The organism is Paenibacillus sp. FSL H7-0350 (assembly GCF_038593195.1).
Classification (GTDB): Bacteria; Bacillota; Bacilli; order Paenibacillales; family Paenibacillaceae; genus Paenibacillus_AQ.
Genome location: NZ_CP151972.1, coordinates 1,055,294 through 1,082,258, shown reverse-complemented (window position 1 = coordinate 1,082,258; position 26,965 = coordinate 1,055,294). Strand labels below are relative to the sequence as shown.

At 52.4% G+C, this 26,965-nt stretch carries 28 protein-coding genes, 1 pseudogene and 1 riboswitch; of the genes and pseudogenes, 22 read left to right on the top strand and 7 right to left on the bottom strand.

The features are described 5' to 3' along the window. The first annotated feature begins 104 nt into the window (after positions 1-104). The 4 genes from NYE24_RS05015 to murB all read left to right on the top strand — a co-directional run bounded on the left by NYE24_RS05015 (position 105) and on the right by murB (position 4,818). Positions 105-1,922 carry an APC family permease gene (locus tag NYE24_RS05015; RefSeq protein WP_036695381.1) on the top strand — a complete coding sequence of 606 codons (1,818 nt, stop codon included), beginning with the start codon at positions 105-107 and terminating at the stop codon, positions 1,920-1,922. 187 nt (positions 1,923-2,109) lie between these two features. Next, positions 2,110-2,916 carry an ABC transporter ATP-binding protein gene (locus tag NYE24_RS05010; protein ID WP_036695380.1) on the top strand — a complete coding sequence of 269 codons (807 nt, stop codon included), beginning with the start codon at positions 2,110-2,112 and terminating at the stop codon, positions 2,914-2,916. 9 nt (positions 2,917-2,925) lie between these two features. Continuing rightward, a complete protein-coding gene (locus tag NYE24_RS05005) occupies positions 2,926-3,735 on the top strand; it encodes a (2Fe-2S)-binding protein (RefSeq protein WP_342478217.1) in 810 nt (269 codons plus the stop codon). Positions 3,736-3,903: 168 nt separating this feature from the next. Continuing rightward, positions 3,904-4,818 (top strand): UDP-N-acetylmuramate dehydrogenase, encoded by a 915-nt coding sequence (gene murB, locus NYE24_RS05000; protein WP_076158083.1) that lies wholly within the window; start codon positions 3,904-3,906, stop codon positions 4,816-4,818. Between the two features lie 196 nt (positions 4,819-5,014). Here the strand turns inward: murB and NYE24_RS04995 are convergent, their stop codons facing one another. After that, entirely contained in the window at positions 5,015-5,350 is a 336-nt protein-coding gene (locus tag NYE24_RS04995) for a hypothetical protein (RefSeq protein WP_036695377.1), read from the bottom strand. 175 nt (positions 5,351-5,525) lie between these two features. Between NYE24_RS04995 and NYE24_RS04990 the strand changes: the two genes are divergently transcribed. From NYE24_RS04990 to NYE24_RS04950, 9 genes are all read left to right on the top strand, one after another. After that, positions 5,526-6,266: a ZIP family metal transporter gene (locus NYE24_RS04990; RefSeq protein WP_342478216.1), complete on the top strand. Its 741-nt coding sequence runs from the start codon at positions 5,526-5,528 to the stop codon at positions 6,264-6,266. Between the two features lie 72 nt (positions 6,267-6,338). Beyond that, positions 6,339-6,382, top strand: a riboswitch (PreQ1 riboswitch). 82 nt (positions 6,383-6,464) lie between these two features. Next, positions 6,465-6,965, top strand: a complete 501-nt coding sequence (queF, locus tag NYE24_RS04985) for a preQ(1) synthase (RefSeq protein WP_342478215.1) — start codon at positions 6,465-6,467, stop codon at positions 6,963-6,965. A gap of 45 nt (positions 6,966-7,010) precedes the next feature. Continuing rightward, positions 7,011-7,676, top strand: a complete 666-nt coding sequence (gene queC, locus NYE24_RS04980) for a 7-cyano-7-deazaguanine synthase QueC (RefSeq protein WP_076158075.1) — start codon at positions 7,011-7,013, stop codon at positions 7,674-7,676. After that, entirely contained in the window at positions 7,676-8,158 is a 483-nt protein-coding gene (locus tag NYE24_RS04975) for a 6-carboxytetrahydropterin synthase (RefSeq protein ID WP_076158072.1), read from the top strand. The genes queC and NYE24_RS04975 overlap by 1 nt, the downstream gene beginning before the upstream one ends. Next, entirely contained in the window at positions 8,151-8,873 is a 723-nt protein-coding gene (queE, locus tag NYE24_RS04970) for a 7-carboxy-7-deazaguanine synthase QueE (protein WP_076158248.1), read from the top strand. Before NYE24_RS04975 ends, queE begins: the two co-directional genes overlap by 8 nt. 96 nt (positions 8,874-8,969) lie before the next feature. Continuing rightward, a complete protein-coding gene (locus tag NYE24_RS04965; protein ID WP_179090458.1) occupies positions 8,970-9,131 on the top strand; it encodes a hypothetical protein in 162 nt (53 codons plus the stop codon). Between the two features lie 54 nt (positions 9,132-9,185). Then, the gene (locus NYE24_RS04960) at positions 9,186-9,998 is read left to right on the top strand and encodes a VanW family protein (RefSeq protein ID WP_036695372.1); all 813 of its coding nucleotides are present in this window, start codon (positions 9,186-9,188) and stop codon (positions 9,996-9,998) included. Between the two features lie 244 nt (positions 9,999-10,242). Beyond that, positions 10,243-11,157 carry a DMT family transporter gene (locus NYE24_RS04955; protein WP_076158070.1) on the top strand — a complete coding sequence of 305 codons (915 nt, stop codon included), beginning with the start codon at positions 10,243-10,245 and terminating at the stop codon, positions 11,155-11,157. Between the two features lie 49 nt (positions 11,158-11,206). Further along, positions 11,207-12,043: a class I SAM-dependent methyltransferase gene (locus tag NYE24_RS04950; protein ID WP_342478214.1), complete on the top strand. Its 837-nt coding sequence runs from the start codon at positions 11,207-11,209 to the stop codon at positions 12,041-12,043. A gap of 67 nt (positions 12,044-12,110) precedes the next feature. On the opposite strand, the gene NYE24_RS04945 is transcribed toward NYE24_RS04950, so the two are convergent. Then, on the bottom strand, positions 12,111-12,998 hold the full coding sequence (locus tag NYE24_RS04945; RefSeq protein WP_051493531.1) for a LysR family transcriptional regulator: 888 nt from the start codon (positions 12,996-12,998) through the stop codon (positions 12,111-12,113). Between the two features lie 260 nt (positions 12,999-13,258). On the opposite strand from NYE24_RS04945, the gene NYE24_RS04940 reads away from it, so the two are divergent. The 4 genes from NYE24_RS04940 to pstB all read left to right on the top strand — a co-directional run bounded on the left by NYE24_RS04940 (position 13,259) and on the right by pstB (position 16,979). Further along, entirely contained in the window at positions 13,259-14,212 is a 954-nt protein-coding gene (locus NYE24_RS04940) for a phosphate ABC transporter substrate-binding protein PstS family protein (RefSeq protein ID WP_036695369.1), read from the top strand. A gap of 97 nt (positions 14,213-14,309) precedes the next feature. Then, positions 14,310-15,212, top strand: coding sequence for a phosphate ABC transporter permease subunit PstC (gene pstC, locus NYE24_RS04935; RefSeq protein ID WP_200869209.1), 903 nt, complete (start codon positions 14,310-14,312; stop codon positions 15,210-15,212). Further along, on the top strand, positions 15,209-16,105 hold the full coding sequence (gene pstA, locus NYE24_RS04930; protein WP_036695366.1) for a phosphate ABC transporter permease PstA: 897 nt from the start codon (positions 15,209-15,211) through the stop codon (positions 16,103-16,105). Before pstC ends, pstA begins: the two co-directional genes overlap by 4 nt. 97 nt (positions 16,106-16,202) lie before the next feature. Next, entirely contained in the window at positions 16,203-16,979 is a 777-nt protein-coding gene (gene pstB / locus NYE24_RS04925; protein WP_036695365.1) for a phosphate ABC transporter ATP-binding protein PstB, read from the top strand. 157 nt (positions 16,980-17,136) lie between these two features. On the opposite strand, the pseudogene NYE24_RS04920 reads toward pstB, so the two are convergent. Then, a pseudogene (locus NYE24_RS04920) lies at positions 17,137-18,314 on the bottom strand (IS3 family transposase). Positions 18,315-18,622: 308 nt separating this feature from the next. Here NYE24_RS04920 and NYE24_RS04915 point away from each other — a divergent pair. After that, positions 18,623-19,351 (top strand): MBL fold metallo-hydrolase, encoded by a 729-nt coding sequence (locus tag NYE24_RS04915; protein ID WP_342478213.1) that lies wholly within the window; start codon positions 18,623-18,625, stop codon positions 19,349-19,351. After that, the gene (locus tag NYE24_RS04910; RefSeq protein WP_342478212.1) at positions 19,344-19,928 is read left to right on the top strand and encodes a WHG domain-containing protein; all 585 of its coding nucleotides are present in this window, start codon (positions 19,344-19,346) and stop codon (positions 19,926-19,928) included. The genes NYE24_RS04915 and NYE24_RS04910 overlap by 8 nt, the downstream gene beginning before the upstream one ends. A gap of 39 nt (positions 19,929-19,967) precedes the next feature. Here the strand turns inward: NYE24_RS04910 and NYE24_RS04905 are convergent, their stop codons facing one another. Beyond that, positions 19,968-20,627 carry an ArsR family transcriptional regulator gene (locus tag NYE24_RS04905; RefSeq protein WP_341025500.1) on the bottom strand — a complete coding sequence of 220 codons (660 nt, stop codon included), beginning with the start codon at positions 20,625-20,627 and terminating at the stop codon, positions 19,968-19,970. Positions 20,628-20,795: 168 nt separating this feature from the next. On the opposite strand from NYE24_RS04905, the gene NYE24_RS04900 reads away from it, so the two are divergent. From NYE24_RS04900 to NYE24_RS04890, 3 genes are all read left to right on the top strand, one after another. Beyond that, a complete protein-coding gene (locus NYE24_RS04900) occupies positions 20,796-22,202 on the top strand; it encodes an MFS transporter (protein WP_342478211.1) in 1,407 nt (468 codons plus the stop codon). Between the two features lie 315 nt (positions 22,203-22,517). Next, entirely contained in the window at positions 22,518-22,877 is a 360-nt protein-coding gene (locus tag NYE24_RS04895; RefSeq protein ID WP_179090456.1) for an iron-sulfur cluster assembly accessory protein, read from the top strand. 178 nt (positions 22,878-23,055) lie between these two features. Further along, positions 23,056-23,748, top strand: a complete 693-nt coding sequence (locus NYE24_RS04890) for a hypothetical protein (protein ID WP_341025497.1) — start codon at positions 23,056-23,058, stop codon at positions 23,746-23,748. A 185-nt stretch (positions 23,749-23,933) separates the two neighbouring features. Here the strand turns inward: NYE24_RS04890 and NYE24_RS04885 are convergent, their stop codons facing one another. The 3 genes from NYE24_RS04885 to NYE24_RS04875 form a co-directional block, all read right to left on the bottom strand. Further along, on the bottom strand, positions 23,934-24,110 hold the full coding sequence (locus NYE24_RS04885; RefSeq protein ID WP_342478210.1) for a hypothetical protein: 177 nt from the start codon (positions 24,108-24,110) through the stop codon (positions 23,934-23,936). A 237-nt stretch (positions 24,111-24,347) separates the two neighbouring features. Beyond that, complete coding sequence (locus tag NYE24_RS04880) at positions 24,348-25,577, bottom strand: aminopeptidase (protein WP_341025495.1); 1,230 nt, start codon at positions 25,575-25,577, stop codon at positions 24,348-24,350. A 52-nt stretch (positions 25,578-25,629) separates the two neighbouring features. Then, positions 25,630-26,874, bottom strand: a complete 1,245-nt coding sequence (locus NYE24_RS04875) for an aminopeptidase (protein WP_342478209.1) — start codon at positions 26,872-26,874, stop codon at positions 25,630-25,632. Positions 26,875-26,965: the final 91 nt, after the last annotated feature.

Sequence of the window (26,965 nt, the reverse complement as noted above, 5' to 3'; positions counted from 1 at the left end):
TTTCCGTATGCTTATTTTGGTGCCTGCATTTATGAAATCCACTTATGAAAACAGCGCAGGGAAACCCCATTTTCAACTTAACCAAGAGAGGAACTGTTACTACAATGGTAAGCAAGGTAAAACGACTATTGATCGGGCGTCCGATGAAGTCGAACGAACTCGATCATGAAAAGTTATCCAAGGTGAAAGCACTGGCTGTCCTGTCTTCTGATGCGCTCTCGTCTGTAGCCTACGGAACAGAACAAATTCTAATCGTACTGGTGGCCGCCGGGTTCACCGCCATCTGGTACTCCTTGCCAATTGCATTAGCCGTACTGGGCTTGCTGGCTATTCTGATTCTGTCCTATCGGCAGACGATATTCGCTTATCCGCAGGGCGGAGGAGCTTATATTGTAGCCAAAACCAATCTTGGAGTGCATACTGGGCTTCTGGCTGGCGGCTCGCTGCTGGTGGATTACATTCTGACGGTGGCGGTAAGCGCCTCGGCGGGGACGGACGCGATCACTTCAGCTTTTCCAAATCTGCATAATCATAGTGTCCTCATAGCGGTATCTGTTATCGTACTCTTAACGATTGTTAATCTGCGCGGGGTGACCGAATCGGCTTCGTTCATCGCCATCCCGGTCTATCTGTTCGTCGTCTCCATCTTCGTGCTGATTATCGCAGGGATCTTCAAATATGCAACCGGCGGGGCTCATGCACACGTTCCTGAGATTGGTACGGCAGTCTCCAATGTCAGTATGTTCCTGCTGCTGAAGGCATTCAGCTCCGGTTGTTCGGCCCTAACCGGGGTAGAGGCGGTCTCCAATGCCATTCCTAACTTCAAAGCGCCGGCGGAGAAAAATGCAGCCAAAACGCTGATGCTCATGGGCCTCATTCTCGGAGCTATGTTCACAGGCATTACGCTGCTGGCTTACTGGTACGGCATCATGCCCGATGAGAAGGCCACCGTGGTCTCACAGATTACCGAGTCTACCTTCGGCCGTGGCGGGCTGTACTTCTTCATTCAGGGGATTACGGCGGTTATCCTGTTCCTGGCAGCCAATACGGCTTACTCGGCCTTCCCGCTGCTGGCGTTCATGTTCGCCAAAGACAAATATCTGCCCCATGCCTTCATGGTGCGCGGCGACCGGCTTGGCTTCTCCAACGGCATTATTTTCCTCGGCGTCATGTCGGCAGTGCTCGTAGCTGCATTTCACGGGAATACGGAAGGACTCATTCCATTATATGCAGTAGGGGTATTCATTCCGTTCACGCTGTCGCAGCTAGGAATGATGGTCCAATGGTACAGAACGAAGCCGCAAGGCTGGCAGAGCAAGTTCGCCGTGAATACGGTCGGGATGCTCACCACGTTAACGATCACCATGATCTTCATTATCACCAAATTCTCCAGCGTGTGGATGGCCTTCATCTTCCTGCCGGTCGTCATTATCGTGTTCCACCGGATTCACCGCCATTATATGAATATTGCCGATCAGCTGCGGATCTGTCCCGCTACCGATAAGCCTTGTATCAAAGGAAGCACCGTAGTCGTTCCGGTCGCCGGTGTGACCCGCGCAGTACTACATTCGATCAGCTATGCGAAGTCATTGACTGATAATGTGGTCGCTGTATATGTAGGCTTTGATGAAGAAGAGATTCACAAGATGGAGCAGAAGTGGGAGGAGTGGAACCCCGGAGTACGCCTGATCGTACTGCGCTCCCGCTACCGCAGTATTATCCGCCCGCTGGTGAAATTCATCGATACAGTAGAGTGGAAGACCTCTTCAACGGATCATATTACCGTCCTGATTCCGCAATTCGTTACCAAGCATTGGTGGCAGGCGGTGCTGCATAATCAGACCAGCTTGTTCATCCGCTCTTATCTGATGAATCAGAAGGATATTGTCATCGCCACGGTTCCTTTCCATCTGCATAAATAATATAGAAGATTATAGAAAGACGGCTGTTTCTGCTTCATGCGGAGGCGGCCGTTTTTACGTTTTAGTTGACAGAGATAATGAGAATCAATATCATCAATCTATAAGCAATAATTGAGCTTGTCTGTTTCATAGCCATATTTATAATAGAGGAGCCTTGCTCCATTACATTTATACGAGGAGTGTTATCATGTCGGAACGTTTAAATACAGAGCAGCTGAGCATCGGATATGCGGAGACAATGATTGTAAAGGGGCTGAATCTGTCGCTTCCGACAGGGAAGATTACGGCGCTCGTCGGAGCGAACGGCTCCGGGAAGTCCACGATTCTGAAGACGATGGCCCGGATCATGAAGCCTAAGAGCGGGAATGTCATGCTGGACGGGAAGTCCATTCATAATCTGTCTACCAAAGAGGTGGCCCGCCAGTTGGCGATTCTGCCGCAGAATCCTACTGCCCCGGACGGCTTAACGGTATCTGAGCTGGTAGGGTACGGCCGGTATCCGCATCAGAAGGGCTTCGGCAGCCTGACGCCTGAAGACCGCAGCATTATTGCCGAGGCGATTGAATTGACCGGTATGAATGAATTCCGTGACCGGCCGATTGACCGGCTCTCCGGCGGACAACGGCAGCGGGCCTGGATCGCTATGGCGCTGGCACAGCAGACGGAGATTCTGTTCCTTGATGAGCCGACGACTTTCCTGGATATGGCCCATCAGCTGGAGGTGCTTCAGCTGCTGCAGAAGCTGAATGAGCAGGAAGGCCGGACGATCATTATGGTTGTCCATGATTTGAACCATGCCTCCCGTTACGCGCAGCACATGGTAGCGATCAAATCCGGCAATGTGATCAGTGAAGGCGCTCCGAATGAGGTAATGACACCGGCAGTGCTGCGTGAGGTATTCGGCATTGAGGCGGATATTGTGCCTGATCCGCGTACAGGTGTGCCGCTCTGTCTGCCTTACGAGCTGGCTGCGTACAAAGTTGCCGGGCTGTAGGAGAGGAACATGAATGAATTCCTGAGGCAAGAATATAGTTCCAAGTTCGATCTCCATGCTAAGGTACCCGAAGGAGCCGTGTATTCCTTCGCCGTTGCAGAACTGGCAGAAGAGGCGGGGATGAGGACCTTCATGGAGGCTTACCGGCCGCTGATGAAGGCGCTTGACGATAAAGCGGCCGGTGCGTATTTCGGTGGTTATCTGAGCATTATTGCACTCGCGGTCCAGTATTCCGTGACCGGCTACCTATGTGTACCGGACTTCAGCTTACGGAACCTTCAGCTGCATCTCGTTCCGGCAGACGGCTACTGCCGTGTTGCCTTCTCGCTTCGTGAATGGGGGATGGGACAAGCTCCTGCGGATGAGCCTGAACGGAAGGCCTGGCGCAATGAGGTGCTCACCAGCTTCTACCAGAGCACAGCCGTGCCGCTGATCCGCATGGCTTCACAGGTGAGTGGCCTTTCGCTTGGGGAGATCTGGGGACAGATGCCGACCAAATTCAATTATTATGCGGAAGCCTTTGCTGCTGAGCTTACAGATCCGCTCCAGCTACGCCGGCTGGAGGAGGATTACGCCTATCTGAAGGATGAGCTGCCTGCTGCCGTATTCGGGATGCCGCGGAATCCGTTCCAGGTGAAGGTGCGGAGAATCGAATCGCTCGCGGACCCGCAGCAGACGGTTCAGATGCGTAACCGCTGCTGCATGTATTACAGGACTGAGGGCGGGCGGCTGTGTTATACCTGTCCCCGGATGAAGGAGGAGGAACGGTCCGCACGGCGGGTGGAATTCCGTTCCGAGAGCACGGCGGCTGTCAAATAGGGTATAATTAGGAATTTCGAAGCATAATATTGCTATATGCAGCTTCTTAACAGGCTCCTGTCATTGACAAGGGAGCCTGTTCGTTGTTAAAGTTGTGGTTGCTGAAGCCGTGATGGCCCGGCGATGAGCACCACCATTACCTTGTTCATAGAGTTAGGAGTATGAAGAATGAATATTGACAACATATATGAGGATTTACAGCCGCTAGTAACAGCAGGCTCGCTGAAGCGCCGTGAGAGCCTTAAGGATCTGGTCTATACCCGCATGGGCGGCGAAGCGGATATCTTGGCTGCCCCGGTTACATATGAAGAGATCCAGATCATCTCTGCCTATGCCCTTGATCATCAGATCCCGCTTACGATTCTCGGCAACGGCTCCAATGTCATTATCCGGGACGGAGGCATCCGCGGCATCGTGCTCCAGACCTCGGATCTGTCCGGGATGGGCATCCGTGACGGGCTGCTGTATGCGCAGTGCGGGGCGAAGATTATCGATGTCTCGCGCTATGCGCTGGAGCAGGAGCTGACCGGTCTGGAATTCGCCTGCGGCATCCCCGGCACGGTAGGCGGGGCTCTGTATATGAATGCCGGAGCCTACGGCGGTGAAGTGAAGGATGTCCTGCACAGTGCGCTTGTGATCGATCAGAATGGCCAGCTCCTCACCCTGCACAGCGATCAGCTGGAATGGGGATACCGCAGCAGCCTCTTCGCCAGCGGACAGTATATTGTACTGGAGGCGAGATTCAAGCTTCTTCCAGGCGATCCTGCCGCGATTAAGGCGTCCATGGATGAGTTAACCTATCTGCGGGAATCGAAGCAGCCGCTGGAGTATCCGTCCTGCGGCAGTGTCTTCAAGCGGCCGCCGGGCCGGTTCGCGGGGCAGCTGATTCAGGAGAGCGGACTCCAGGGTACGCGCATCGGAGGCGCAGAGGTCTCGCGTAAGCATGCGGGCTTCATTATCAACGCCGACAATGCAACGGCCAGTGATTATATCGGATTAATCCAGCATGTCCGCTCAGCGGTGAAGCACAAGTTCGATGTAGAGCTGGAGACGGAAGTGGAGATTATCGGGGAAGAATTATAGGCCATAGTTTTTGCCAAGTGGAAACGATTTTGCTGTCCTTTTATAGGACGGTGCCGTTTCGGCGAGAAATAGAAGGATAATTTATAGCGCAAAAAACATAAATTCTTATATTTGAAAAGAGGGTGCAGTCCTAAGCCGGTATGTTGGCTTAGAGCTGCACCCTCTTTAGATTCTTACGGCCGGAGCCGCCGGATAATCAGCTTACAGCCAGCGAATATATCGCCCGGCTCGTCTGCAGGTCCACCTTGGCTTCGGACACTTCATGAAGCTGTAGCCCGCTCACTGCCAGCTCATATCCCGGCTGCGGCAGGGGCACCAGCTCACCATCGGCATTCAGGGTACTGCCTGTACCGCGCAGAATGACCGCACTGTCCAGATAATCATCAATGACATCGTCAGCGTTCCGGTAGTCTACGGTCTCCAGCTTGAAATGGACAGTATCCAGATCCTCCAGCTCCCGTTTTTCGATGACCAGTGTTGTATCCTTGCGGGCTTCCAGCCAATCGATAAGCTTCTGTACGTTTGCTTCCATAGTATGATCCCATCCTTCGGTTAATAGAGATTGTTATTTCTAAGTTACCCCTTTCAATACAAATGAATCCGTGCAATTTAGTTGTACTATGCAGGGTGTTTGCCTTTCTTCATTCGTGTGTAAACTATTCTTATGCATTGTAATGATGCCAATATCTTATAAGAAGGTGAATCGAATGGGGAACGCATTATTATGGGGCGCAGTCTCCGGCTCGGCGGTCTTGATTGGCGCTCTCTTGGCCTTATTCCTGCGTATTCGAAGCAAGATGATCGGCTTCATTATGGCGTTCGGTACCGGGGTGTTGATCGGCGCGGCGGCGTATGAATTGTTAGAGGATTCTGCCAGTGACGGCGGGCTGGCCCCGACGATTATCGGGTTCACCGCCGGAGCACTGGTGTTCACGGTGTTCGACTGGCTGATCTCGCGCAAGGGCGGAGCCGGACGCAAGCGCTCAGCCAGAGCCTCATCAGGGAAGAGCGACGCCAAGGGCGGAGGTCTGGCTATTTTTGCCGGAACGGTACTGGATGCAATTCCTGAATCGATCATGATCGGCGCAAGTCTCATTGCGGGTCAGGGCGTTAGCGTACTGCTGGTCATTGCTATCTTCATCAGCAATATTCCTGAAGGCTTATCCAGCACAGCTGGACTGAAGCAGGACGGTTATGGCAAAGGCAAGATTATGCTGCTGTGGCTCGGCGTGCTCGCTATCTCCACACTGGCCTCAGGGGCAGGGTATGCGTTCATGGATCACGCAAGCAGTTATACGGAAGCGGTGATTGCCTCTTTTGCCGGAGGAGGAATTATTGCCATGGTGTCCTCCAGCATGATGCCCGAAGCCTACGAAGAAGGGGGGCCGCTCACGGGGTTCATCGCTGCGATGGGACTGCTGTGCTCGCTGATTCTGGATCAGCTGTGAGGGTTGTCAAGCCCGCTGCAATCATGGTATAGTTCAAGACGCACCAAGATAAAGAAGGAATCTGCGCCGCGCGCAGGAGAGGTTCGCGAACTCCCTCTATAAAAAACTAAGCTATCTTAGTAGAGCCAGGTTTTCGAAATCTCGTTCTTCTTTCCAGTTCAGGCCATGAGCCTAGGGAAAAGAGAGGGGTTTTTTGTCATGTCAGAAGGTAGAAGGCAAGAAGAAATGCAGGAGGTTACCCTGCTGGGCAACCAAGGCACGCAGTACAAGTTCGGCTATGATCCGGGGATTCTGGAGGCGTTCGATAACAAACATCCCGGCCGCGATTATTTTGTCAAATTCAACTGTCCCGAGTTCACCAGCTTGTGTCCCGTGACCGGTCAGCCGGATTTCGGGGTGATGTATATCTCGTACATTCCTGATATCCGAATGGTAGAATCGAAGTCACTGAAGCTCTATCTGTTCAGCTTCCGTAATCATGGGGATTTCCATGAGGACTGTGTCAACATTATTATGAATGATCTGATCTCGCTGATGGAGCCGCGTTATATCGAAGTGTGGGGCAAATTCACGCCGCGCGGCGGTATTTCCATCGATCCTTACTGCAACTGGGGGCGTCCGGGAACCAAATATGAGGCGATGGCCGAGCACCGGCTGATGAATCATGATCTGTATCCCGAGAAAGTGGACAACCGTTAATCCGCAGGAACCAACTTCACAGAGCCATCAGGAGGAGAGATCATTATGGTAAATAGAAAAGCATTAGTCGTCTTCAGCGGCGGCCAAGACAGCACGACCTGCCTGGCGTGGGCATTGCAGGAGTTCCAGGAGGTTCAGGTGGTCACGTTCAATTATAATCAGCGCCATGCGGCCGAGATTGAAGTCGCCAAGGCAATTGCCGCGAGGTTCGGTGTGAAGCAGCATATTCTGGACCTGGGGCTGCTGAACCAGCTTGCTCCCAACGCCTTGACCCGGGATGATATTGACATTACCGCAGGCGAGGGAGAAGAGCTGCCCAGTACGTTCGTGGATGGACGTAATCTGCTGTTCCTGTCCTTCGCGGCCATTCTGGCCAAGCAGCTTGGCTACTCCAACATTATCACCGGGGTCTGCCAAACGGACTTCAGCGGGTACCCGGACTGCCGTGATGTGTTCGTGAAGTCGCTGAATGTCACGCTTAATCTGTCGATGGATGTGGAGTTCGTCATTCATACCCCGCTGATGTGGCTGGACAAAAAGCAAACCTGGAAGCTGGCAGACGAGCTGGGCCAGTTCGATTATGTCCGGGAGCAGACCTTGACCTGCTATAACGGGATCATTGGCAGCGGCTGCGGCACCTGTCCGGCATGTCTCCTGCGTCAGCGCGGTCTGGAGCAATATGAGGCAGAGCGTCAGGAGGCGGGACTATAATGCGGGGCGAAGTAGCCGTCTGCAAGATCTTCACCTTCGACGCTGCCCATCAGCTCATCGGACACAAGGGGAAATGCAGCAATCTGCATGGGCATACCTACAAGCTGGAGGTAGTGCTGAAAGGAGTGCCGTCCGCTGAGGAAGGGCAGTCGGATGAAGGTTTCGTCATCGATTTCAGCGATATTAAGGCGGCTGTACAGGAGGCGGTGATTGAACGGCTGGATCATGCTTTTCTGGCGATGGGCAATGAACCTGTGCTGGAGACACTACTCTCGACAGGCTCCAAAGTCGCGCTGCTCTCCTTCCGTACCACAGCAGAGAATCTGTCTGCTTACATTGCCTATGAGCTGAAACGGGCGGCGCTGCCGGTGTACTCAGTCAAGCTATGGGAGACTCCTACCTCCTGGGCTGAGGTGCTGGCAGCAGATATTCCCGAGGAGGGACCGGCTTACCGGCTGTATGGTGGCTGCGATCATGAGTAAAATCCCTGTGATTGAAATGTTCGGCCCGACGATTCAGGGGGAAGGCGCGGTCATTGGCGTCAAAACGATGTTCGTCCGCACCTACGGCTGCGACTACCGCTGCGGCTGGTGTGATTCCGCCTTCACCTGGGACGGCTCGGCCAAGGATAAAGTAACGATGCTTACGCCGCAGGAGATTCTCTCCGGGCTGCTGGAGCTGGCCGGGGAGAATTTCAATTGTGTCACCATCTCCGGGGGGAACCCGGCACTGATCGGGGAGGCGATGGGAGAGTTCATCTCCTTACTCCACGAGCGGGGCATTCAGGCGGCGATTGAGACGCAGGGCAGCCGGTGGCAGGACTGGTTCCATGAGGTGGATGTGTTGACGATCAGCCCCAAGCCGCCCAGCTCCGGGATGCAGACGGACTGGGATAAGCTGGATGAGATTATGCATAGAGTCGCTGATAACGGCAAGGCTTCACATAGCCTGAAGGTGGTTGTTTTTAATCAGGAGGATTATGAATATGCCCGTAAGATACATTTCAGATACCCTGAGGTTCCGCTATTCCTGCAGCCGGGCAACGATAACGTCACCGAGGAAGGCGACATCTCAGGCCGTCTGCTGGGGCGGCTGGAATGGCTGTTCGGGCGGGTGATTGCCGATCCGCAGATGAACCGTGCACGGGTGCTGCCGCAGCTGCATGCCCTGATCTGGCATAATAAGCGGGGGAAGTAAGATTTTCTCATAAAAATTAGCTATACTTAAGACTGGGCTTCCTGAGCAGGGAGGCCCGGTCTTTTACTATTTGCAGGAAACAGAGGAGGAATTATAATGGAGAATGGTTATTACGCAGGCTGGGGTACACTGGCTCTGATTAATGCCGGACTGGCGCAAGGAAAGAACCGGAGCGGAATGAACTGGTTTCTGTTGTCGTTGCTGCTGGGACCGCTTGCTACATTTATTCTGGTAATCTCTGAGAAGCTTCCAGAGTAGAGGGTAATATAATTATAGAATCGGCACAATAGCTACACGGGGGAGGTAGAAGCAATGACGATGCAGGCTATGAAGCCCATCCGGCGGTCCAAGCTGCGATTGTTTGCAGGGAAGCGGTATTTCACCTGGAAAAGATACTGGAGATGGATCACAGCCAGCGGCCGCCTGGCTACAGAACAGCGCAGTGAAGCTCTGCCGTACGAAGCGGCCAGCCATGCTACACCGCTGCTGCGCAAATTGCGCAATGTCGATATGCAGCTTCAGCACAACAAAATCGTGAACCTGAGGCTCGCGGTGGCGAAGCTGGACGGGCTTGTCATACAACCAGGCGAGAGCTTCTCTTATTGGCGCAGGATCGGCAAACCGACGCGAAGAAAAGGCTACCTGGACGGAATGGTGCTACACTATGGCGGGTTCCGTTCCGGCACAGGCGGCGGGCTCTGCCAATTGTCCAATCTGATCTACTGGATGACGCTGCATACCCCGTTGACCGTTACCGAACGGCACCGGCACAGCTATGATGTCTTTCCCGATGAGCAGCGGACCCAGCCCTTTGGCAGCGGGGCTACCTGTGCCTATAATTATCTGGATCTTCAGCTGCGCAATGATACAGAGCATGCTTATCAGCTTAAGCTGCATCTGGATGAGACGCATCTGTACGGGGAATGGCGCTGTGCAGGACAGCAGCTCTACCATTATGAAGTCTATGAAGATGGGCACCGTATCAGCCTGGAGCCATGGGGCGGGTATATCCGGCGCAATGCAATCCGCCGCAGGGTGCTGACGCATAGCGGAGAGCTGGCCGGTGACGAAGCGGTGGCCGAGAACCACGCACTGATGATGTATTCCCCGCTGCTGCATGGATAAGGACAAGTGGAAACGGCTTTGCCGTCCTTTTAAAGGACGGTACCGTTTCAGCGAGAAATAGAAGGATAAGTTATGGTGTGAAACATATAATTTCTTATATTTGAACAAATATATGGCATGGAACCCGTCAGAGGCGGATTCTGCGCCTTTGTTTTGCGTTGGAAATGAAAAAATGCTGCATTTTTCTCCGATTTACGTTAAATTAACATAATGAGTCTTACATCCTATGAAGGGGCGTTCTGTTATGCGTACTAATAAACCGCCCGTTCCCGTGCCTCTCTTGATGGTAATCGGAATTGTGGCCATCTCTTTTTCTTCTATCTTCATTAAATGGTCCTCCGCGCCCGTATCGGTCCAAGGGATGTACCGGCTGCTGTTCACCTCGCTGCTGATGCTGCCGTTCGCCCGTCCCTATAGCGGGGCACTCTTTCAGCTGCGGCGGAAGGACTGGCTGCTGCTGGGAGTGTCCGGTGTCATGCTTGCCCTGCATTTTCTGCTGTGGATGGGTTCGCTGAGTTATACCTCGGTAGCCAGCTCGACGATGATTATGGCGCTGGAGCCGTTATTCATTATGTTCGGTGCGTACATACTGTATAAAGAGCGTAATTCGATCTTTGCCATTCTGGGGATGGCGATTGCCATCTTCGGCGTTACTTTTATCGGCTGGGGAGACATTGGCTTGTCTGCTGAGAATCTGAAGGGCGACATGCTGTCGGTTGGCGGAACCGTAGCGGTAGCCGCGCATATGCTGCTTGGACAAAAGCTGGTGGCGCGTATGCCGTCCTATCTGTACAGCCTGATTGTATTTATCGCTGCGGCCATCGTATTTGCCGTCTACAATCTCGTGACCGGCATACCGTTCTTCGATTATCCGGCCCGGGAATGGGGCATCTTCGTCCTGCTGGCGGTAGTGCCAACCGTCTTCGGCCATATCCTGTTCAACTGGCTACTGCAATATACGTCTGCGACTACTGTCTCGATGAATATCCTGGGAGAGCCTGTCGGCGCGAGCATTCTGGCATTCCTGCTGCTGGGTGAGCAGCTTAGCGGCCTGCAGTGGGCTGGCGGGGTGCTGGTCATGGCCGGGCTGGGCGTCTATCTGTATGCCGGGCGCAGGAAAGCGCTGAAGCTCCGGCAGTCTCTGCCGAATGCTTCCTAGGCGGTTTGATTACATTTTATAGAACATAGATAAAGGGGTAACGAAAGCAATGAATGAACCTAATCAGAATGAACCGGATGGCCTTAATAAGGAAGCGCCACCTACCAGCGAGGAGCTGTGGAATGAGGATACCTATGCGGCCTGGACCAGCCGGTTCGGAACCCCTGCCGAGGCTGCGGAGAAGCTGTCTAAGGACCCTGCGGGGAAGCTGTATCCGCTGAATACCTATCTCGGTGAAGTGAAGGGCCGGAGGATCATGAATCTGATGGGCTCTAACGGCATGAAAGCGGTGGCGCTGGGACTGCTGGGCGCTGAGGTGACTGTCGCGGATTTCTCGGAGGCCAATGCCCGTTATGCCGGTGAACTCGCGCAGGCGGCCGGGGTACAGCTTGATTATATCGTGTCGGATGTCCTGGAGCTGCCCGAAGTGTATCTTAACGGCTCTTATGATACGGTTTTTGCCGAAATGGGGATTGTTCATTATTTTACGGATTTGGCTCCGTTCATGGCTACGGCCTACCGCTTGCTGGCACCGGGCGGGACGTTCGTGCTGCGGGATTTCCATCCGGTAACGACCAAGCTGATCTCCTCCAAGGGGTCGACGGCCAAGGTGCGCAAGCATAAGGTGAGCGGGGATTATTTTGATACGGCGCTTGAAGAGAAGCAGGTGTCCTATTCCAAATATATGCCGTCCTCAGGAGCAGCGGCGGAGGCGGTCAAACCGAATGTCGTCTACTGGCGGCGCTGGACGCTGGGCGAGCTGGTTACTGCTGCCGCAGCCAGCGGACTGGTGATAAGAGAGCTGGTGGAGGAGCCTAATCTGTCGTCAGATGTGTACGATAAGGGAATTCCCAAGACCTTCACCCTGGTCGCTGTCAAAAGATAATAAGGTTCACCACTACACGGTATCCCCGTTAGCGCAGTTACACAGGCGCTCAGGGGATACCGTTTTTTCATACATAACCCGCCGCCATCCCGGCAAAAGCCTGCTGGAGCGGAGAGAGCGTATAATCCTTGCGCCAAGCCAGCACAAAGGACCCGTCAGCCGGAAGCATTCCCGGCAGCTTGGCGTAGGCCAGACGGCCCGCCGCAACTTCAGCCTCAATCCCGGAACGGGAGAACACCCCCACCATTTGGCCTGTGTACAGCATCCCCTTGACTGCCTCCGGCGAGCCCAGCACCGCATGGTTCCAGACCCTAACATTATTAAGCTGTGCCCACTGGTCAGAGATTCCGCGCAGGAAGGAGGCGGCTTCATGCTGCACCCAGGGCTCGCGGGCAACGGCTTGGGCGGTCAGCTCCTGCTCCCCGGCAAAGGGATGCTCCGGCGCAAAGACCAGCACCGTCTCCTCATCAGCAATCACTTGCGTATGGAAGGTATCGTCTTGCCCCTCTGCACTGTGCAGTACGGCGAGCTGGATCTCCCGGCTGCGCAGACGCTCCCGGATGACGTCATCCGGGAGCACGGACAGATAGATATCGATCCCGTCATGCTGCTGTGTGAATTGGGACAGCAGTTTGGGCACAAGATAACTGGCAGGGATATCGCTGGCGGTAAGCTCCAGATTTCCCGAGGCGAGCGAGGTGAACTGCTTGACCGTCCGCTCGGCCTCCGCGCTTAGCGAGACAATGCGGACCGCATATTGATACAAGGCCCGTCCGGCATCCGTCAGCAGGACCCGGCCGCTCCGGTACTGGAACAGGGAAGCGCCCAGCTCACTCTCCAGACTTTTCATATGGAAGGAGACAGTAGGCTGCTTAAGGTTCATCTCGGCAGCTACATCTGTTACTTTTTTATATTTTTCGATGAGAACTAAGATTTGCAGCTTTACAAGGTTCATGAAGATTCCTCCGGGGATGGGGCAAAAAAACCCCTATTGTTGTTTCGATATAGATTTTATCTATTTAACTATTTAATTTATATTATAACTTTTATCCTCCGGTTTACAAACTCAGTACTTTTATCTAACGAACGGGTCCTAGAATAAGAAGAGTCAGAAGAGACGCTGATAGACACACAATAATGCTTCCCGAGTGAGTTTTGTACGAAGCAGATGGAACGCAGCAGACACTCACAAAACCTTTAGGAGGAAAAAAAACAATGCAATTCAAAAAATCGTGGATCATGGCTTTGACTCTTACCAGCGTACTGGCACTTTCAGCATGCGGCAACGGAAACAACGGGGGAAATAAGGCAACAACCAATACCGGAGGAAATACACCAGCTGCCACAAACACAGAATCCAGCAGCGGTACGAAGCTAAGCGGTTCGGTTCTGGCGTCAGGCTCCACAGCACTTCAGCCGCTCGTAGAGCAGGTAGCTGAGGAGTTCATGAAGACTAATGCAGGCGTAGACATTCAGGTTCAAGGCGGCGGCAGCGGAACCGGCTTGACGCAGGTCTCTGAGAAGCAAGTCGATATCGGGAACTCAGATGTATTTGCTGAAGAGAAGCTGAAGGATGCGGCAAAAGCGGCTGAGCTTGTTGATCATCAGGTAGCGGTTGTAGCGATTGCAGCAGTTAGCAACCCGAAGGCAGGCGTAGACAGCTTGACCAAGCAGCAGCTGATAGATATTTTTACAGGTAAAATCACGAACTGGAAAGAGGTCGGCGGCGCAGACCAGGCCATCCAGATCATCAACCGTCCGGCAAGCTCAGGTACCCGTGCTACCTTCGAGAGCTTCGCTCTTGGCACCAAAACCGAGGATCTGAAGGGCTCGATTCAAGAGGATTCCTCCGGTACAGTTAAGAAAATGATCGGCGAAACACCGGGAGCGATCGGTTATCTGGCACTGTCCTACCTCGATGATTCTGTAAAAACCTTGAACTATGACGGCGTTGAGCCTTCTGTAGACAATGTAGTGGCCGGTAAATATCCGGTGTGGGCTTACGAGCACATGTACACTAACGGTGAACCTAATGAGACTGTAAAAGCGTTCCTGGATTACTTCCTGACGGATGAAGTACAGACTGGAGACGTTGTAGAGCTTGGCTACATCCCGGCTTCCAAAATGCAGGTATCGCGTGATGTGGCAGGTACTGTAACACCTAAATAAGCTTCACCGGTTCACAGTTAGGATTGGATTTAAACTTTAATGTGATTAGAGGCGGATCTCTTCTGCCTCTCTTTTCACTTTAGAAAGAGGGAGCATCTTGAGGGGACAACCAACTAACAAGCGGCTGGAAAAACATCATATAGAAAATTTAATCGGACGTATTTATATGTCCTTTTGCGTGCTGCTGCTCATTGTCATCATTGTATCCATGGTCTATTTCGTAGCCTCCAAAGGCGTGGCCAACTTCGTGAGCGGTGAGGTCAAGGTCTCAGAATTCCTGTTCGGCACGAAGTGGTCGCCTGAAGCAGACACGCCATCCTATGGAGCCTTCCCGTTCATCTCGGGTTCCTTCCTGGTTACCCTGCTGGCTGCGCTTATCGCAAGTCCGCTCAGCATCTGCGCGGCGCTCTTCATGACGGAGATTGTACCGGGCTGGGGTAAAAAGCTGCTGCAGCCGGTCATTGAGCTACTGTCAGGTATTCCATCCGTTGTCTACGGCTTCGTAGGCTTAAGCGTCATTGTTCCATTTCTGCGGGATACGCTGCCCGGACAGGGCATCGGGGTGGCTGCAGGCGCGCTAGTGCTGTCGGTCATGATTCTGCCGACGATTACCAGCGTGGCTGCAGACGCGCTTGCTTCATTGCCGCAAAACTTGAAAGAATCATCCTTTGCGCTCGGTGCCACACGCTGGCAGACGATCTCCCGGGTCATTCTCCCGACGACCTTCCCTGCGATTATGACGGGTGTAGTGCTTGGTATGGCCCGCGCCTTCGGCGAGGCTCTTGCTGTGCAGATGGTTATCGGTAACGCGCCGTTCGTGCCTCACTCACTATTCGAGTCTGCGTCCACACTTACCAGTGTCATCACGCTGGGTATGGGGAATACAACGATGGGTTCACCGCAGAACAATGCGCTGTGGAGTATGGCGCTGGTGCTGATGCTGATGACCTTTGTATTCGTCCTGCTGGTGAGAATGCTCGAAAGGAGAAATAAAATTTGAAGCCTAGAACTGCTGACAAAGTAGCCACTGCCGTTATAGTAACCCTGGCCTTGCTGATCGTAGCCATCCTGGTTAGCTTACTCGGATATATCCTGATCCGCGGTTTCAATCATATTAGCTGGGACTTCCTGACCTCGGCGCCGCAAAAGATCCGCGCAGGCGGAGGCGTCGGGCCGCAGCTGTTCAACTCCCTGTTCCTGCTGGTGCTGACCTTGATTATCACCGTGCCGCTGGGGCTGGGTGCCGGAATCTTCATGGCGGAGTATGCGCGTCCCGGCAAGCTGACCAACTTCATCCGTCTGGTCGTGGAGGTATTGTCTTCCTTCCCGTCGATCATCGTGGGTCTGTTCGGTCTCTTGCTGATCGTCAACACCTTCAATCTCGGCTTCTCCCTGATCTCGGGTGCGCTCGCGCTAACCTTCTTCAACCTTCCGCTGATGGTGCGTATTACGGAACAAGCCTTCCGCACAGTGCCTAAGCAGCAGAAGGAGGCGGGCTTCGCGCTCGGATTATCCAAGTGGAAAATCGTTACCTCGGTCTTGCTCCCGGTAGCGCTGCCGACTATCATCACCGGTACGATTCTGTCGGCTGGCCGTGTGTTCGGCGAAGCGGCTGCGCTGATGTTCACCGCAGGGATGAGCAGCCCGCGCCTGGACTTCAGCAACTGGAATCCGCTGAGCCCTTCCTCACCGCTCAACCCGTTCCGTCCGGCGGAGACGCTGGCGGTGCATATCTGGAAGGTCAACAGTGAAGGCCTGGCACCGGATGCGCTTCAGATCGCAGCGGGCGCTTCAGCCGTCCTGGTGCTGACCGTATTAATCTTCAATCTGGCTGCCCGTTATTTCGGCAGATTCATCTACCGCAAGCTTACTGCATCCAAGAGAATGAGCTAGGCTTGTTAGGCAGAGGGAGGACACAGGCTTCCGAAGCGGGTTTTGCGTAGAAGAGTCGGAACGTGTAAGCTATCAGAACTTTTAGGAGGAGTAAGAGATGGGAATAGCGGAACCAGTGGTGCGCGAATCATTTCAAACGGAGGATCTGAGTATTTATTATGGGACGTATGAGGCGGTGAAGGGGATTAGCCTTCCTTTTGCGCAGAATACGGTTACCGCATTGATCGGCCCGTCGGGCTGCGGGAAATCCACCTTTCTCCGTTCATTGAACCGGATGAATGACGATATCTCCGGCTCTACGACCAAGGGCAGCATCTGGATTGACGGTGTCGATATCAATGCTACAGGCACGGATGTAATCAAGCTGCGGCAAAAGATCGGCATGGTCTGGCAGAAGCCCAATCCGTTCTATAAATCAATCTACGACAATATCGCCTTCGGCCCGAAATATCATGGCATCAAGGGCAAACAGGCGCTGGATGAAATCGTGGAGAGCAGCCTGCGCCGCGCCGCCCTGTGGGACGAGGTCAAAGACCGCTTGAAGGATTCCGCTCTGGCGTTATCTGGCGGACAGCAGCAACGTCTGTGTATCGCCCGCGCGCTGTCGGTCAACCCGCAGATCCTGTTGCTCGATGAGCCGGCTTCGGCCCTTGACCCGGTATCAACCGGTAAGGTGGAGGAGCTGATCAAGGAGCTGAAGGAGGAGCTGCGCATCGTGATCGTCACCCATAACATGCAGCAGGCCGCGCGGATCTCGGACTACACCGCCTACTTCTATCTCGGCTCCCTGGTGGAATATGACAAGACCGAGAAGGTCTTCACGAACCCCGAGAACCAGATGACGCAGGAATACATTATGGGCCGGTTTGGCTGATCGGGAGACTGGTACAGACGGGCATAGACAAAATCGATAACACTGGTAATGCTGATAGTTCAAGACACCATCCATTGCGGATGGTGTTTTTGCTGTTTGAAGGATAATGGGCCGGAAAGGGATGGTCATACCCCTGTCAAGTAGACAGAAGAAAAAACTAAGCAGCCAGCGCGTGTCGATACTCAATCGGCGCGCGCTGTTTCAGTTTCGCCTGAAAACGTTGGTAATTGTAAAAGTAGATATACTCCTCAACTGCTTGATGAATCTCTGCTTCTGACTTACACTGGTGAAGGTACAACTTTTCTGTCTTCAGATGCGAAAAGAAGGATTCGATGCAGGCGTTATCCAGGCAGGTTGCTTTGCGAGAGTGGCTGCCCTTGACGCCGAATGCCTCTAATCGTGTGTTGTACGCCTGAGACGTGTACTGAAAGCCTTGGTCCGAATGGAGCACGGCCTCAGACACGTCTCTTTTCCGCGTCCACTGTTCAACCGTATCCATGACGAGGTTTACGTCGTTTCGCTCCGAGATCTGCCAAGCTACAATCTCATTGTTAAAGAGGTCCTGAATCGCAGACAGATCATAAAAGCGGGTGCCGTCTGAGATATACGTGATGTCCGTTACTAGCTTCTGCTGAGGTGCTGTCGCATGAAACTTACGCTTTAATCGGTTCGGGTAGACCACGGAAGGAGCAGAGCGCGCACGACTCCTTTTCTTGCGAATGACGGACTGGATCGATAGCTCTTTCATGAGCCTCCATACCTTCTTGTGGTTGACGAGGTAGCCTGCCTCCCGCAGGGCTGCCTGCATTCGAGGGTACCCGAAATAGGGATGAGCCAGGTGAATAGCTACCATATGCTCTTTCATGGCGTGCTCTTGCTCATAGGCATCCATTCGTCGAACCTGTGCACCTCGCCACTTGTAGTCATTTGCCCGCGATACCTCTGCAATGGCTAATAGGCGGGTGATGCGATGTTGGTCACGTAGTTCTTCAATGACGGCGTATTTGTCATGTAGTCCAAGCTTCCCTCCCTTTACAGATTTGGATACCGCTTTTTTAAGTAGTCCACCTGTGCCTTTAAGTAATCTCGTTCTTCTTCTATACTGGCAAATGTAGAACGTGGACGTCCTTTTAAAGGGCTTGTTGCCCCTTTTTGTGTATCGAGTGGCTCCCCATTCCGATATTTCTTTACCCATACTTTAAGCTGGGTACAGTTCACAATTCCCAACCTGTCGGAGACGACCTTATAGCTCTCACCTCCTGTACAATAGGCTTGAATGGCCTCTTTCTTGAATTCCTCTGTGTACGATTGAAATACTTGTCCCTTTTTGGCCATACCAAAATCCCCTCCAAGTTCACTCATTTCCTCATGTTAACACATGAGGTTTTTTTCGAGTGTCTACTTCAAGGGGATAATACCAGGGATGCGTGAGGTAAATGTAATCGAAAAACCGATCACATTGGGCGTGGCGTAGGCGTGTGTGCAGAATGTAATCGAAAAACCGACCACAACGTGCATGAGCAAAGATGTTCGCAACACCGCTGTCTAACCAGGTCACTTCGTATGAGTAAATATCTCTTGCTAAACTAATCTTATTAGTTTATATTTAAACTAATAAGATTAGTTTTGAGGAGGAAGTTACAATGAGAGTGACAAAAGAAGGCAGTTTGCATCAGCTTACGTGGCTGCCGCGTATTTTTCCAGTGAATTGCTATTTGATTGAAGAAGAACAGGAGCTTACCCTTATAGACGCGGGAATGTCCTACAGTCTGCAAGGCATTCTAAGTCAGGTCGCCAAGCTAGGTAAGCCACTGACCCGCATCATCCTGACTCATGGTCATATGGATCATGTCGGGGCGCTTGATGCCCTGAAGAAGCAGGTGCCGGAGGCTAAACTCTATATTTCGGAGCGGGATGCTGCATTGTTGGCTGGTGACCGCTCGTTAAGAGCAGGTGAGCTACAGACTCCTATTAAGGGCAGTGTACCCGCCAAAATAGTAACCAGGCCCGACATTCTGCTGCATGACGGCGATAGGATCGGTTCGCTGATGGCGTTCAGCACTCCTGGACATACGCCGGGATCGATGTCTTTTCAGGACCGGCGCAGTGGAGCGCTGATCGTTGGTGATGCATTCCAGACCTTCCGGGCCACGGCGGTGTCCGGCAAGAAGGTCGCTTGGTTTCCTTTTCCGGCCATGGCGACTTGGAGTCCCGAACAGGCCCTGGTCAGTGCTTACAGGCTGATTGATCTTGCCCCTTCTGTACTGGCGGTAGGACACGGTGATCTGCTTATAGCTCCGGTAGAGGCGATGCAGCGGGCGGCTGCGGAGGCTGAAGGGCAATTAAAGGGAGGAGAGAGGGTACATGGCTAGAGCAGGTCTGGACACACACACGCTGGTGCTGGCTGCCGCAGAACTGGCGGATGAATACGGGATTGAAGAAGTGACGCTGGCTGCACTTGCCGCAAAGCTGGGTGTCCGTTCCCCGTCACTCTATAATCACATCAACGGGCTGGCGGGGCTGCGTACACTGATGGCGGTATATGGTCTGGAGCAACTGTATGAGGTCATATCGGAGGCAACGGAGGGGCTTAGCGGAGAAGCTGCGGTACATGCGATGAGTCAGGCCTATATCAGATTCACCAGAGCACACCCGGGGCTGTACACGACGACGCTACAGGCACCCGAACCGGGAGACACCGCTCTGGAAGCGGCGGGCGGGAAGATCCTGTCGCTCATCATTCAATTGATATCCGCGTTCGGCTTGGATGAGGAAGGCAATCTGCATGCTGTCCGTGGACTGCGGAGTATTCTGCATGGATTGTCCACCCTGGAGCATCAAGGCGGATTTGGAATGCCGCTGGACCTGAATGTCACTCTTACCCGGCTGATCAACACCTATATTGCGGGAATCCGCTGTATGGGATCGGACGCAGCAAGCCTGAAATAACAACAAAGAGCAATCTCTGAGTGAGGTTGCTCTTTGTTGTTACGGCTGATTTGGCCTAACGGTGTAAATGCAGTTTCTTCCTCCTTTTAAAATGTATTCCCCCCGTTCAATATGAACATCATCCCCTAGAACGGTTTTAAATAAATGCAATTCATTCTTGCATAACCCGGTACATACAGCCGCCGCTTCACAGATCGGGCAATGTTTCTCGATGAATAAGAGACTGCCATCCTCCTGCTCCTTCACCTCGGCCATATAACCTTCATTCGTTCGAATCTCGGCCAGTTTCTCCAATTTCTCTCTAACATCCGATGCCGCACCAAGATGCTGGAGATATTGTGCCTGCATCTTTTTATTTCGAACATCCAGCAGCTTGTCCAACCCTTCGTTACCAAAAGCTTCTTTCATCGACTGAATGAGACTGATGGATAAATCCGAATAGCCGGTTGGAAAAAAACGATTAGCCGCGGGTGTTAATATCCATAGCTTGGTGGGCCGGCCCATGGGACGCGCTTCTTCCACATTCGTAACCAATCCTTCTTCCTTCAGCGCATTCAAATGTTGGCGAATAGCCATTCCAGACAGCGAAAATTGAGAGGAGAGGGTCATAACATCCAAGCCCCCACGCTCTTTTAACAGATTAATGATCGCTCTTCGGGTACTGGTGGAGACATCCTTTTTGATTTGATTCGGGCTCATGGTGCGCCTCCTTTTTGCAGCTATTGAAGCTGCATCACTCCCTACATTTTAAATAAAAATGTTGACAAAGTCAAAGGCGGACTGTAGCGTAGACATTATAAACAAAAATGTTTACTAAGTATCCGGATACGATGTATACATACCAAACTTTCTTGGAGGTCACCATTCATGCCGTCTAATCATCAAAGTATTTTCAGCCCGCGTTACTTTGCACTATCCATAGGAATTATCTTGTCAGTGATGGCCGTGGGATTCGAAGGTCTGTCCGTAACCACCATTGCTCCCTCGATTGCTGGAGACTTGAACGGTCTTAGCCTGTTCGGGTGGATATTCAGTACGTATCTGCTTGCGCAGATTATCGGAACGCTGGTCGTCGGTCGAATCATAGATAAAAGAGGCCCTGCTGCACCATTCACTTATGCACTTCTATTGTTTATCGCAGGACTGGTCGCTGCGGCAACAGCAGGAGATATGTATATCATGATTGGATCACGGGCCCTGCAAGGTTTGGGTGCCGGAGCTATGATGACTTGTGTGTATACGGCTATTTCCTTAAGTTACCCGGATGAATTACGTGCCAAAATACTTGGAGCCTTTGGAACAGCCTATGTTCTTCCGTCTATGCTCGGTCCATACGTAGCAGGTCTTATAGCAGATCAGTGGTCCTGGCGGTTTGTTTTCTGGGGGATTTTACCTGTACTGGTTGTTTCAGCGGTGCTTAGTTTACCGGCTTTCAGGAAATTGAAAGTGCAGCAGTCGGGAGGGGCTAGCGGATCTTCATCTACTTGGATGGCGTTACTCTTAACGATGGGTACTGGCCTTTTCCTGGTTGGTCTAAGTATGCTTCCGGGTATGAAGGGATTTGTCTTCGCCCTGATTGGCCTCGCAGGTATGATAGTACCGCTCCGTCAATTGCTGCCGAAGGGAACACTTACGCTGCGGAGAGGGATGCCGGCGATTCTGGCAACACGCGGATTGTTCTTCGCTGCCTATGCCAGCACACAGAATTTCCTGGTATTGGCCCTCATTGAGGTGAAAGGAATAACCCCTTCTCAGGCGGGTTTAATCGTAGCGAGTGCAGCATTAAGCTGGTGTATCATTTCGTATCTGCAAGGGCGTTGGGATGCGGCAGATCAGGGCCGGGGACGTCATATGAGAATCATTCTGGGGGTATTTCTGCTTGCCGTAGGGATTGCCATCGTTTTTTGGATACCGGTTGTTTCTGTTGCCGTTGCCGTTATGGGTCAGATTATCGCCGGGGTCGGTATTGGATTGGCACATCCGGTTAGCGGTGTTGTAGCCTTTTCCCAAGCCGGGGAAGGCGGTGCGGGCCAAACCTCGGCAAATCTGCAATTTGCGGATTCTTTTACACCCGGTGTAGTGATCGGGATTGGGGGTTCTATCCTTGTCGTATGTCAGGCTGCTGGAATGTCACTGCAATCCGGCTTAATTGTAGCCATGGGCTTCCATCTCTTGTTGATCGTCATAAGTATGATTGCCAGCACCCGGATCTCACCGCAATCTATCAGGAAAGCTGCTCCTAAGAAAGAGGGTGTAAATATCATTGTCCACTGAGGATACGGAGAAACTTTTTATAGCCTATGACATCATCGGGTCTAAATGGACTATCCATATCTTATTCACTCTTTCTTACGGTCCGAAGAAATTCAGCGAAATGACCCGGAGTATTCCTTCTATTACGCAAAGAATCCTTTCTCAGCGTTTAAAGGAGCTTCAACATCATAATCTGGTCAAGAGAACCAGTCCGCAGCGTCCTACACGAACCATGTATGAACTTACACCAAAAGGAGCGGCTCTCGCGACATTCATACCTTGTCTAATGGACTGGGGTAGCCAAGACTAAATTAAGCTTGTATAGGAGGAATGAAGATGAACATTGAGGTCAGTGAGATCGCAGCAGAGAAAATTGCCGAAATCTTGTTAAATGCTGATACAAGGCACTCTTTTCTTAGAGTAGGCGTTGAAGAAGGGGGATGCAGCGGATTATCTTATACCCTTGTTTTGGATGAGCAGCAAACAGAGGAGGATGTGGTGTTCAATAAAGATAAATTCCGTATATTAGTTCACACGAAGAGTATTCCATATATTAACGGTCTTGAAATTGACTATGAACAAAGCGGAATGATAGGCGGATTCACCATGAATAACCCTAATGCCAAAGCCTCTTGTGGATGCGGTGCCAGTTTTAGAATGGCTAACTATCGGGGGGAAGTTAAAAAATGTGATTAACCTTTCATTTCTTTGTTGAAAAAACAGATGCCTGGATTTTACAGGACCATCATTTCCAGATTGGCTGTGATGAGAATGGTATATTTTTAAAACAAATTACTTTGAAGTGAATTTGCTCGTCTATAGTGATAAGCTTAATTTGGTGTACAAGTCAGATTGATTTAGGAGGCTGAATTACGTGGGCGAAGCAGATAAGCAAGAGAATGTAACCACCTTTGAAGAGATGGCTGAGGTAGTCGCCAGACTGGGGATTGTGCCGCTAGCCCCTCTGATCCCGGAGCATCCGTCCGTGAACGGGCTGACGCTGGCGGAGAATTGGCATACCGATACAGAGCTGGACCCCTGGCGCTGGCGGGTCAGATTTCCCGGAGAAGGCTTAGCCGGCTACGGAAAATTCATCAAGAAAAAAGCCGTGCTCGTATCCCGCGAGTGGCTTCCGGCGTACTTGGCAGCGGCCGGGCCTCAGCAGTCTCTCGAGGAGCGGTATAAGAGCGGCCTGTCCACGAGAGAAGCGCTGACCCTGCTGGAGATTATCCGGGCGAACGAGGGAATAGAGACACGCCAGTTGCGCTCCATGGCGGATATGAAGGCCAAGGAGAAGAAGACGGCTTTTGACAATGCGGTGACGGAGCTGCAAGGGTCTCTGGATATCGTAATCTCCGGCGTGAAGCAGCGGGTGAATGCGGACGGAGAGCCGAATGGCTGGAACAGCACCTCTTTTGAAACCTCGGGGCACTGGATGCATGAAGCTGGCATTCCGCCCTTTGAGGGATCGAGAGAAGAGGCGATAGTCTGGCTGCGTTCACGTATGGAAGAGGCATGGGCATTGGAGGCGGTTGCCTGGATCAACAAGGCGCTGGGCTGGAAATAAGTAAAAATGCCTTTGCTATCCATTTAAAGAACGGTAGTCCTCTACGTGAAGAGGGCTGCCGTTTTTGACTTTTTATGATGGTGAACAAATAAAAACGGCTAATCTCATTCCCGCAGGAGCAGACCGGCCGTAAGCGCTTACGAATATATGTTTGTCCTGCATATCTTGTGTATATTGAAGCAGCCTTACAGCATAGGGCCAAGGTAGGCAACCAGGAAGTACAGGAATCCGAACAGCAGCATGATATAAGCGGTGTACTTGATGGCGTCGGAGGCGACGATACTTAAGTCTTTGGGAGTCTGGACTTCCAGACGTTCTGTTTCCGTAGAATCGGTGTTGTCATGATTGAAAGCTTCTTTCATCAGAATTCCCTCCTTAGATTTTTCATGGACTACAATCTTCCTCATTTGGCACTGTAAACACTATCTATAATTGTATTGTGACATATTTGTGAACTAATTTCAACAATATTGTGAAAATTCTTTGACGGAATGTTCACATTTGGGCTGTTTGGGTTGCTTTATCTCAGTTCAACTCAAAGACCCCGCCATTCCTCAAGAGGAAATAGCAGGGTCTCATTCATAGTACAATGATTAAGCTTACGCCCAGTCTCCATTACGGAAGATCGGGCCCTTGGAGCCGTCATCGGCAATTCCGTCGATGTTCATCTCCGGGGAGCCCATCATGAAGTCGACATGGGTGAGGCTTTGGTTCATGCCCTTGTCCACCAGCTGTTCCTTAGTCATGTTAATGCCGTCCTGCAGGGTGAAGGCGTAGGAAGCGCCAAGTGCCAGATGGCAGGAAGCATTCTCGTCATATAGGGTGGTGTAGTAGAGAATACCGCTCTCCGAGATCGGGGAGTGGAAGGGCACGAGAGCCACTTCACCGAAGTAGGCAGCACCTTCATCCATTGCCAGCAGGGAAGCGAGGGCTTCCTGGCCCACTTCAGCAGTAAAGTCTGTAACTTTACCATTCTCAAGAGTCAGGCTGAAGCGGTCGATGATGTTGCCGCCATAGCTAAGCGGCTTCGTGCTGCGGACTGTGCCGTTCGCACCACTCTTCAGCGGAGCGGTGAACACTTCCTCGGTCGGAATGTTCGCCAGGAAGGACATTCCGCGGCTGTTCACCGCACCGGCCTGACACCAGATATGGCCTTCAGGCAATTCGATCGTCAGATCAGTGCCCGGAGCCGTGTAGTGCAGCTTGCGGTATTTCTTGGTGTTCAGCAGCTCACAGCGCTGCTTCAGGCCCGCCAGATGGACACTCCAGGCCTGCACCGGATTCTCCTGGTCTGCGCGCACAGCCTTGAAGATGGCGTCCCAGAGCAATTCGATCTGCTGCTCAGGCGCAGCGTCCGGGAACACCTTTGCGGCCCAAGAGGCGGATGGGAAGGCTAGGCCGGTCCAGCTGACCTGATTAGCCATCAGCATCTCGCGGTAAGGAGCCATAGCTTGACCGGCGGTCTTCTGATGGTTCGCAATACGGCTTGCATCAACACCATTAAGCAAGTCCGGATTCGCGGAGATGATTGTCAGGAACGCCGCGCCGCCCCGTGCCAGATCCTCCAGCTCATCAGCCTGCCACTTCGGCGGCTCAAGGAAACTCTCGGACGGTGCGAGATCATAACGGGTACGGGTGACGAATTCATCGGAATAGTTAACCTTGACGAGCTTCGCACCTGCTTCATAGGCCTGGCGTACAATCAGGCGGACCAACTCAGCCGATACGATATCCGCATTCACGACAAGGGTCTGGCCGGGTTGAATATTAACGCCGATCTTTACAGCGAGCAGTGCATAATTCTCCAGCTTTTGGTTGAAATCCAGCAATAGCTTCAGCTCCATTCGTTATCTAATGAAATGCATTAGTCTATAAGGGGGTTTAAAAGGCCCAGTTGCCCTTCTGGAAGACCGGCTCGCGCGTACCATCAGCGGTAATTCCGTAGATATCCATCTCGGCTGAGCCGATCATGAAGTCCACGTGAGTCACACTGTTGTTGAGGCCGCGGGCGGTCAGTTCATCCTGGTTCATTTCTTTGCCGCCTTCCAGACAGAAGGCATAGGCGGTGCCGATAGCCAGATGGTTGGAGGCATTCTCGTCGAACAAGGTATTGAAGTAGAGAATGCCTGATTCCGAGATCGGCGACTTATGCGGCACCAGTGCGACTTCCCCCAGATATTTGGCACCTTCGTCCAGGCTGATCAGATATTCGAGAGCTTCCTGGCCCTGCTCAGCGCTTACACTGGTAATCCGGCCTTGCTCAAAAGTGATCGAGAAGCCATCAATCACATTCCCGCCGTAGCTAAGCGGCTTCGTACTGCGGACCGTACCATTCACGCCGGTTTTCAGCGGAGCTGTGAACACTTCTTCCGTCGGCATGTTGGCGACAAAAGAATGACCTTTGGCATTGATGCTGTCCCCTTGCGCCCATAAATGGCCTTCAGGCAGTTCAATGCTAAGGTCAGTTCCAGGTGCTATGTAATGCAGGCTGGCGTACTTTTTCGCGTTAAGAACATTTGCCTTCGACTCAAGTGTGTCGAGATGCTCCTGCCAGGCGGCAATAGGGTCCTCACGGTCCAGACGGACAGTATGGAAGATGGCCTCCCACAGCTTGTCTACACGCTGGTCAGCAGGGACTTCAGGGAAGACTTTGTCTGCCCAAGGCTGGGACGGGATCGCTACAATGCTCCAGCTAACCTTGTCGGACATCTGCAATTCACGGTATTTCGTAAGCGCTGCGCCCCGGGTCTTCTGGAAGTTCGCAATCCGCTCAGGATCAATGCCTTTGAGGGCATCCGGGTTCTCGGCAATGACCGACAAGAAGGCGGCTCCGTTCTCGGCAAACTCGGTCATTTCACCGGCAAACCAGGTTGGGGCCTTGGTAAATACTTCGGGTGCGGCATGTTCGAACTGCTGGCGGGTGATGAACTCGTCACTCCAGTTCACCTTAACCTGGCTGGCGCCGATGGCATACGCCTTGGCCGTAATCAGGCGGACGAACTCGGCTGCAGTGATCGGGGCGTTCACGACCAGGATTTGTCCCGGCTGAACATTCACACCGATTTGTACTGCTAAATCAGCGTATTTACTTAGCTTGTCCTGAAGCTCTGTTTCAGTCATTGACATTTCCTCCATTACCATTATTTTTAGCTCTATATAAGCATTGTACTAAATTATTAACCGCCGGATGAAAAAAGTCAATTACAGCGCAAAAGGA

What these genes read in the sequence shown, in the direction of transcription:
- NYE24_RS05015 (WP_036695381.1), top strand. Translation starts at nt 105, where the DNA reads ATGGTAAGCAAGGTAAAACGACTATTGATCGGGCGTCCGATGAAGTCG.
- NYE24_RS05010 (WP_036695380.1), top strand. Translation starts at nt 2,110, where the DNA reads ATGTCGGAACGTTTAAATACAGAGCAGCTGAGCATCGGATATGCGGAG.
- NYE24_RS05005 (WP_342478217.1), top strand. Translation starts at nt 2,926, where the DNA reads ATGAATGAATTCCTGAGGCAAGAATATAGTTCCAAGTTCGATCTCCAT.
- murB (WP_076158083.1), top strand. Translation starts at nt 3,904, where the DNA reads ATGAATATTGACAACATATATGAGGATTTACAGCCGCTAGTAACAGCA.
- NYE24_RS04995 (WP_036695377.1), bottom strand. Translation starts at nt 5,350, where the DNA reads ATGGAAGCAAACGTACAGAAGCTTATCGATTGGCTGGAAGCCCGCAAG.
- NYE24_RS04990 (WP_342478216.1), top strand. Translation starts at nt 5,526, where the DNA reads ATGGGGAACGCATTATTATGGGGCGCAGTCTCCGGCTCGGCGGTCTTG.
- queF (WP_342478215.1), top strand. Translation starts at nt 6,465, where the DNA reads ATGTCAGAAGGTAGAAGGCAAGAAGAAATGCAGGAGGTTACCCTGCTG.
- queC (WP_076158075.1), top strand. Translation starts at nt 7,011, where the DNA reads ATGGTAAATAGAAAAGCATTAGTCGTCTTCAGCGGCGGCCAAGACAGC.
- NYE24_RS04975 (WP_076158072.1), top strand. Translation starts at nt 7,676, where the DNA reads ATGCGGGGCGAAGTAGCCGTCTGCAAGATCTTCACCTTCGACGCTGCC.
- queE (WP_076158248.1), top strand. Translation starts at nt 8,151, where the DNA reads ATGAGTAAAATCCCTGTGATTGAAATGTTCGGCCCGACGATTCAGGGG.
- NYE24_RS04965 (WP_179090458.1), top strand. Translation starts at nt 8,970, where the DNA reads ATGGAGAATGGTTATTACGCAGGCTGGGGTACACTGGCTCTGATTAAT.
- NYE24_RS04960 (WP_036695372.1), top strand. Translation starts at nt 9,186, where the DNA reads ATGACGATGCAGGCTATGAAGCCCATCCGGCGGTCCAAGCTGCGATTG.
- NYE24_RS04955 (WP_076158070.1), top strand. Translation starts at nt 10,243, where the DNA reads ATGCGTACTAATAAACCGCCCGTTCCCGTGCCTCTCTTGATGGTAATC.
- NYE24_RS04950 (WP_342478214.1), top strand. Translation starts at nt 11,207, where the DNA reads ATGAATGAACCTAATCAGAATGAACCGGATGGCCTTAATAAGGAAGCG.
- NYE24_RS04945 (WP_051493531.1), bottom strand. Translation starts at nt 12,998, where the DNA reads ATGAACCTTGTAAAGCTGCAAATCTTAGTTCTCATCGAAAAATATAAA.
- NYE24_RS04940 (WP_036695369.1), top strand. Translation starts at nt 13,259, where the DNA reads ATGCAATTCAAAAAATCGTGGATCATGGCTTTGACTCTTACCAGCGTA.
- pstB (WP_036695365.1), top strand. Translation starts at nt 16,203, where the DNA reads ATGGGAATAGCGGAACCAGTGGTGCGCGAATCATTTCAAACGGAGGAT.
- NYE24_RS04915 (WP_342478213.1), top strand. Translation starts at nt 18,623, where the DNA reads ATGAGAGTGACAAAAGAAGGCAGTTTGCATCAGCTTACGTGGCTGCCG.
- NYE24_RS04910 (WP_342478212.1), top strand. Translation starts at nt 19,344, where the DNA reads ATGGCTAGAGCAGGTCTGGACACACACACGCTGGTGCTGGCTGCCGCA.
- NYE24_RS04905 (WP_341025500.1), bottom strand. Translation starts at nt 20,627, where the DNA reads ATGAGCCCGAATCAAATCAAAAAGGATGTCTCCACCAGTACCCGAAGA.
- NYE24_RS04900 (WP_342478211.1), top strand. Translation starts at nt 20,796, where the DNA reads ATGCCGTCTAATCATCAAAGTATTTTCAGCCCGCGTTACTTTGCACTA.
- NYE24_RS04895 (WP_179090456.1), top strand. Translation starts at nt 22,518, where the DNA reads ATGAACATTGAGGTCAGTGAGATCGCAGCAGAGAAAATTGCCGAAATC.
- NYE24_RS04885 (WP_342478210.1), bottom strand. Translation starts at nt 24,110, where the DNA reads ATGAAAGAAGCTTTCAATCATGACAACACCGATTCTACGGAAACAGAA.
- NYE24_RS04875 (WP_342478209.1), bottom strand. Translation starts at nt 26,874, where the DNA reads ATGTCAATGACTGAAACAGAGCTTCAGGACAAGCTAAGTAAATACGCT.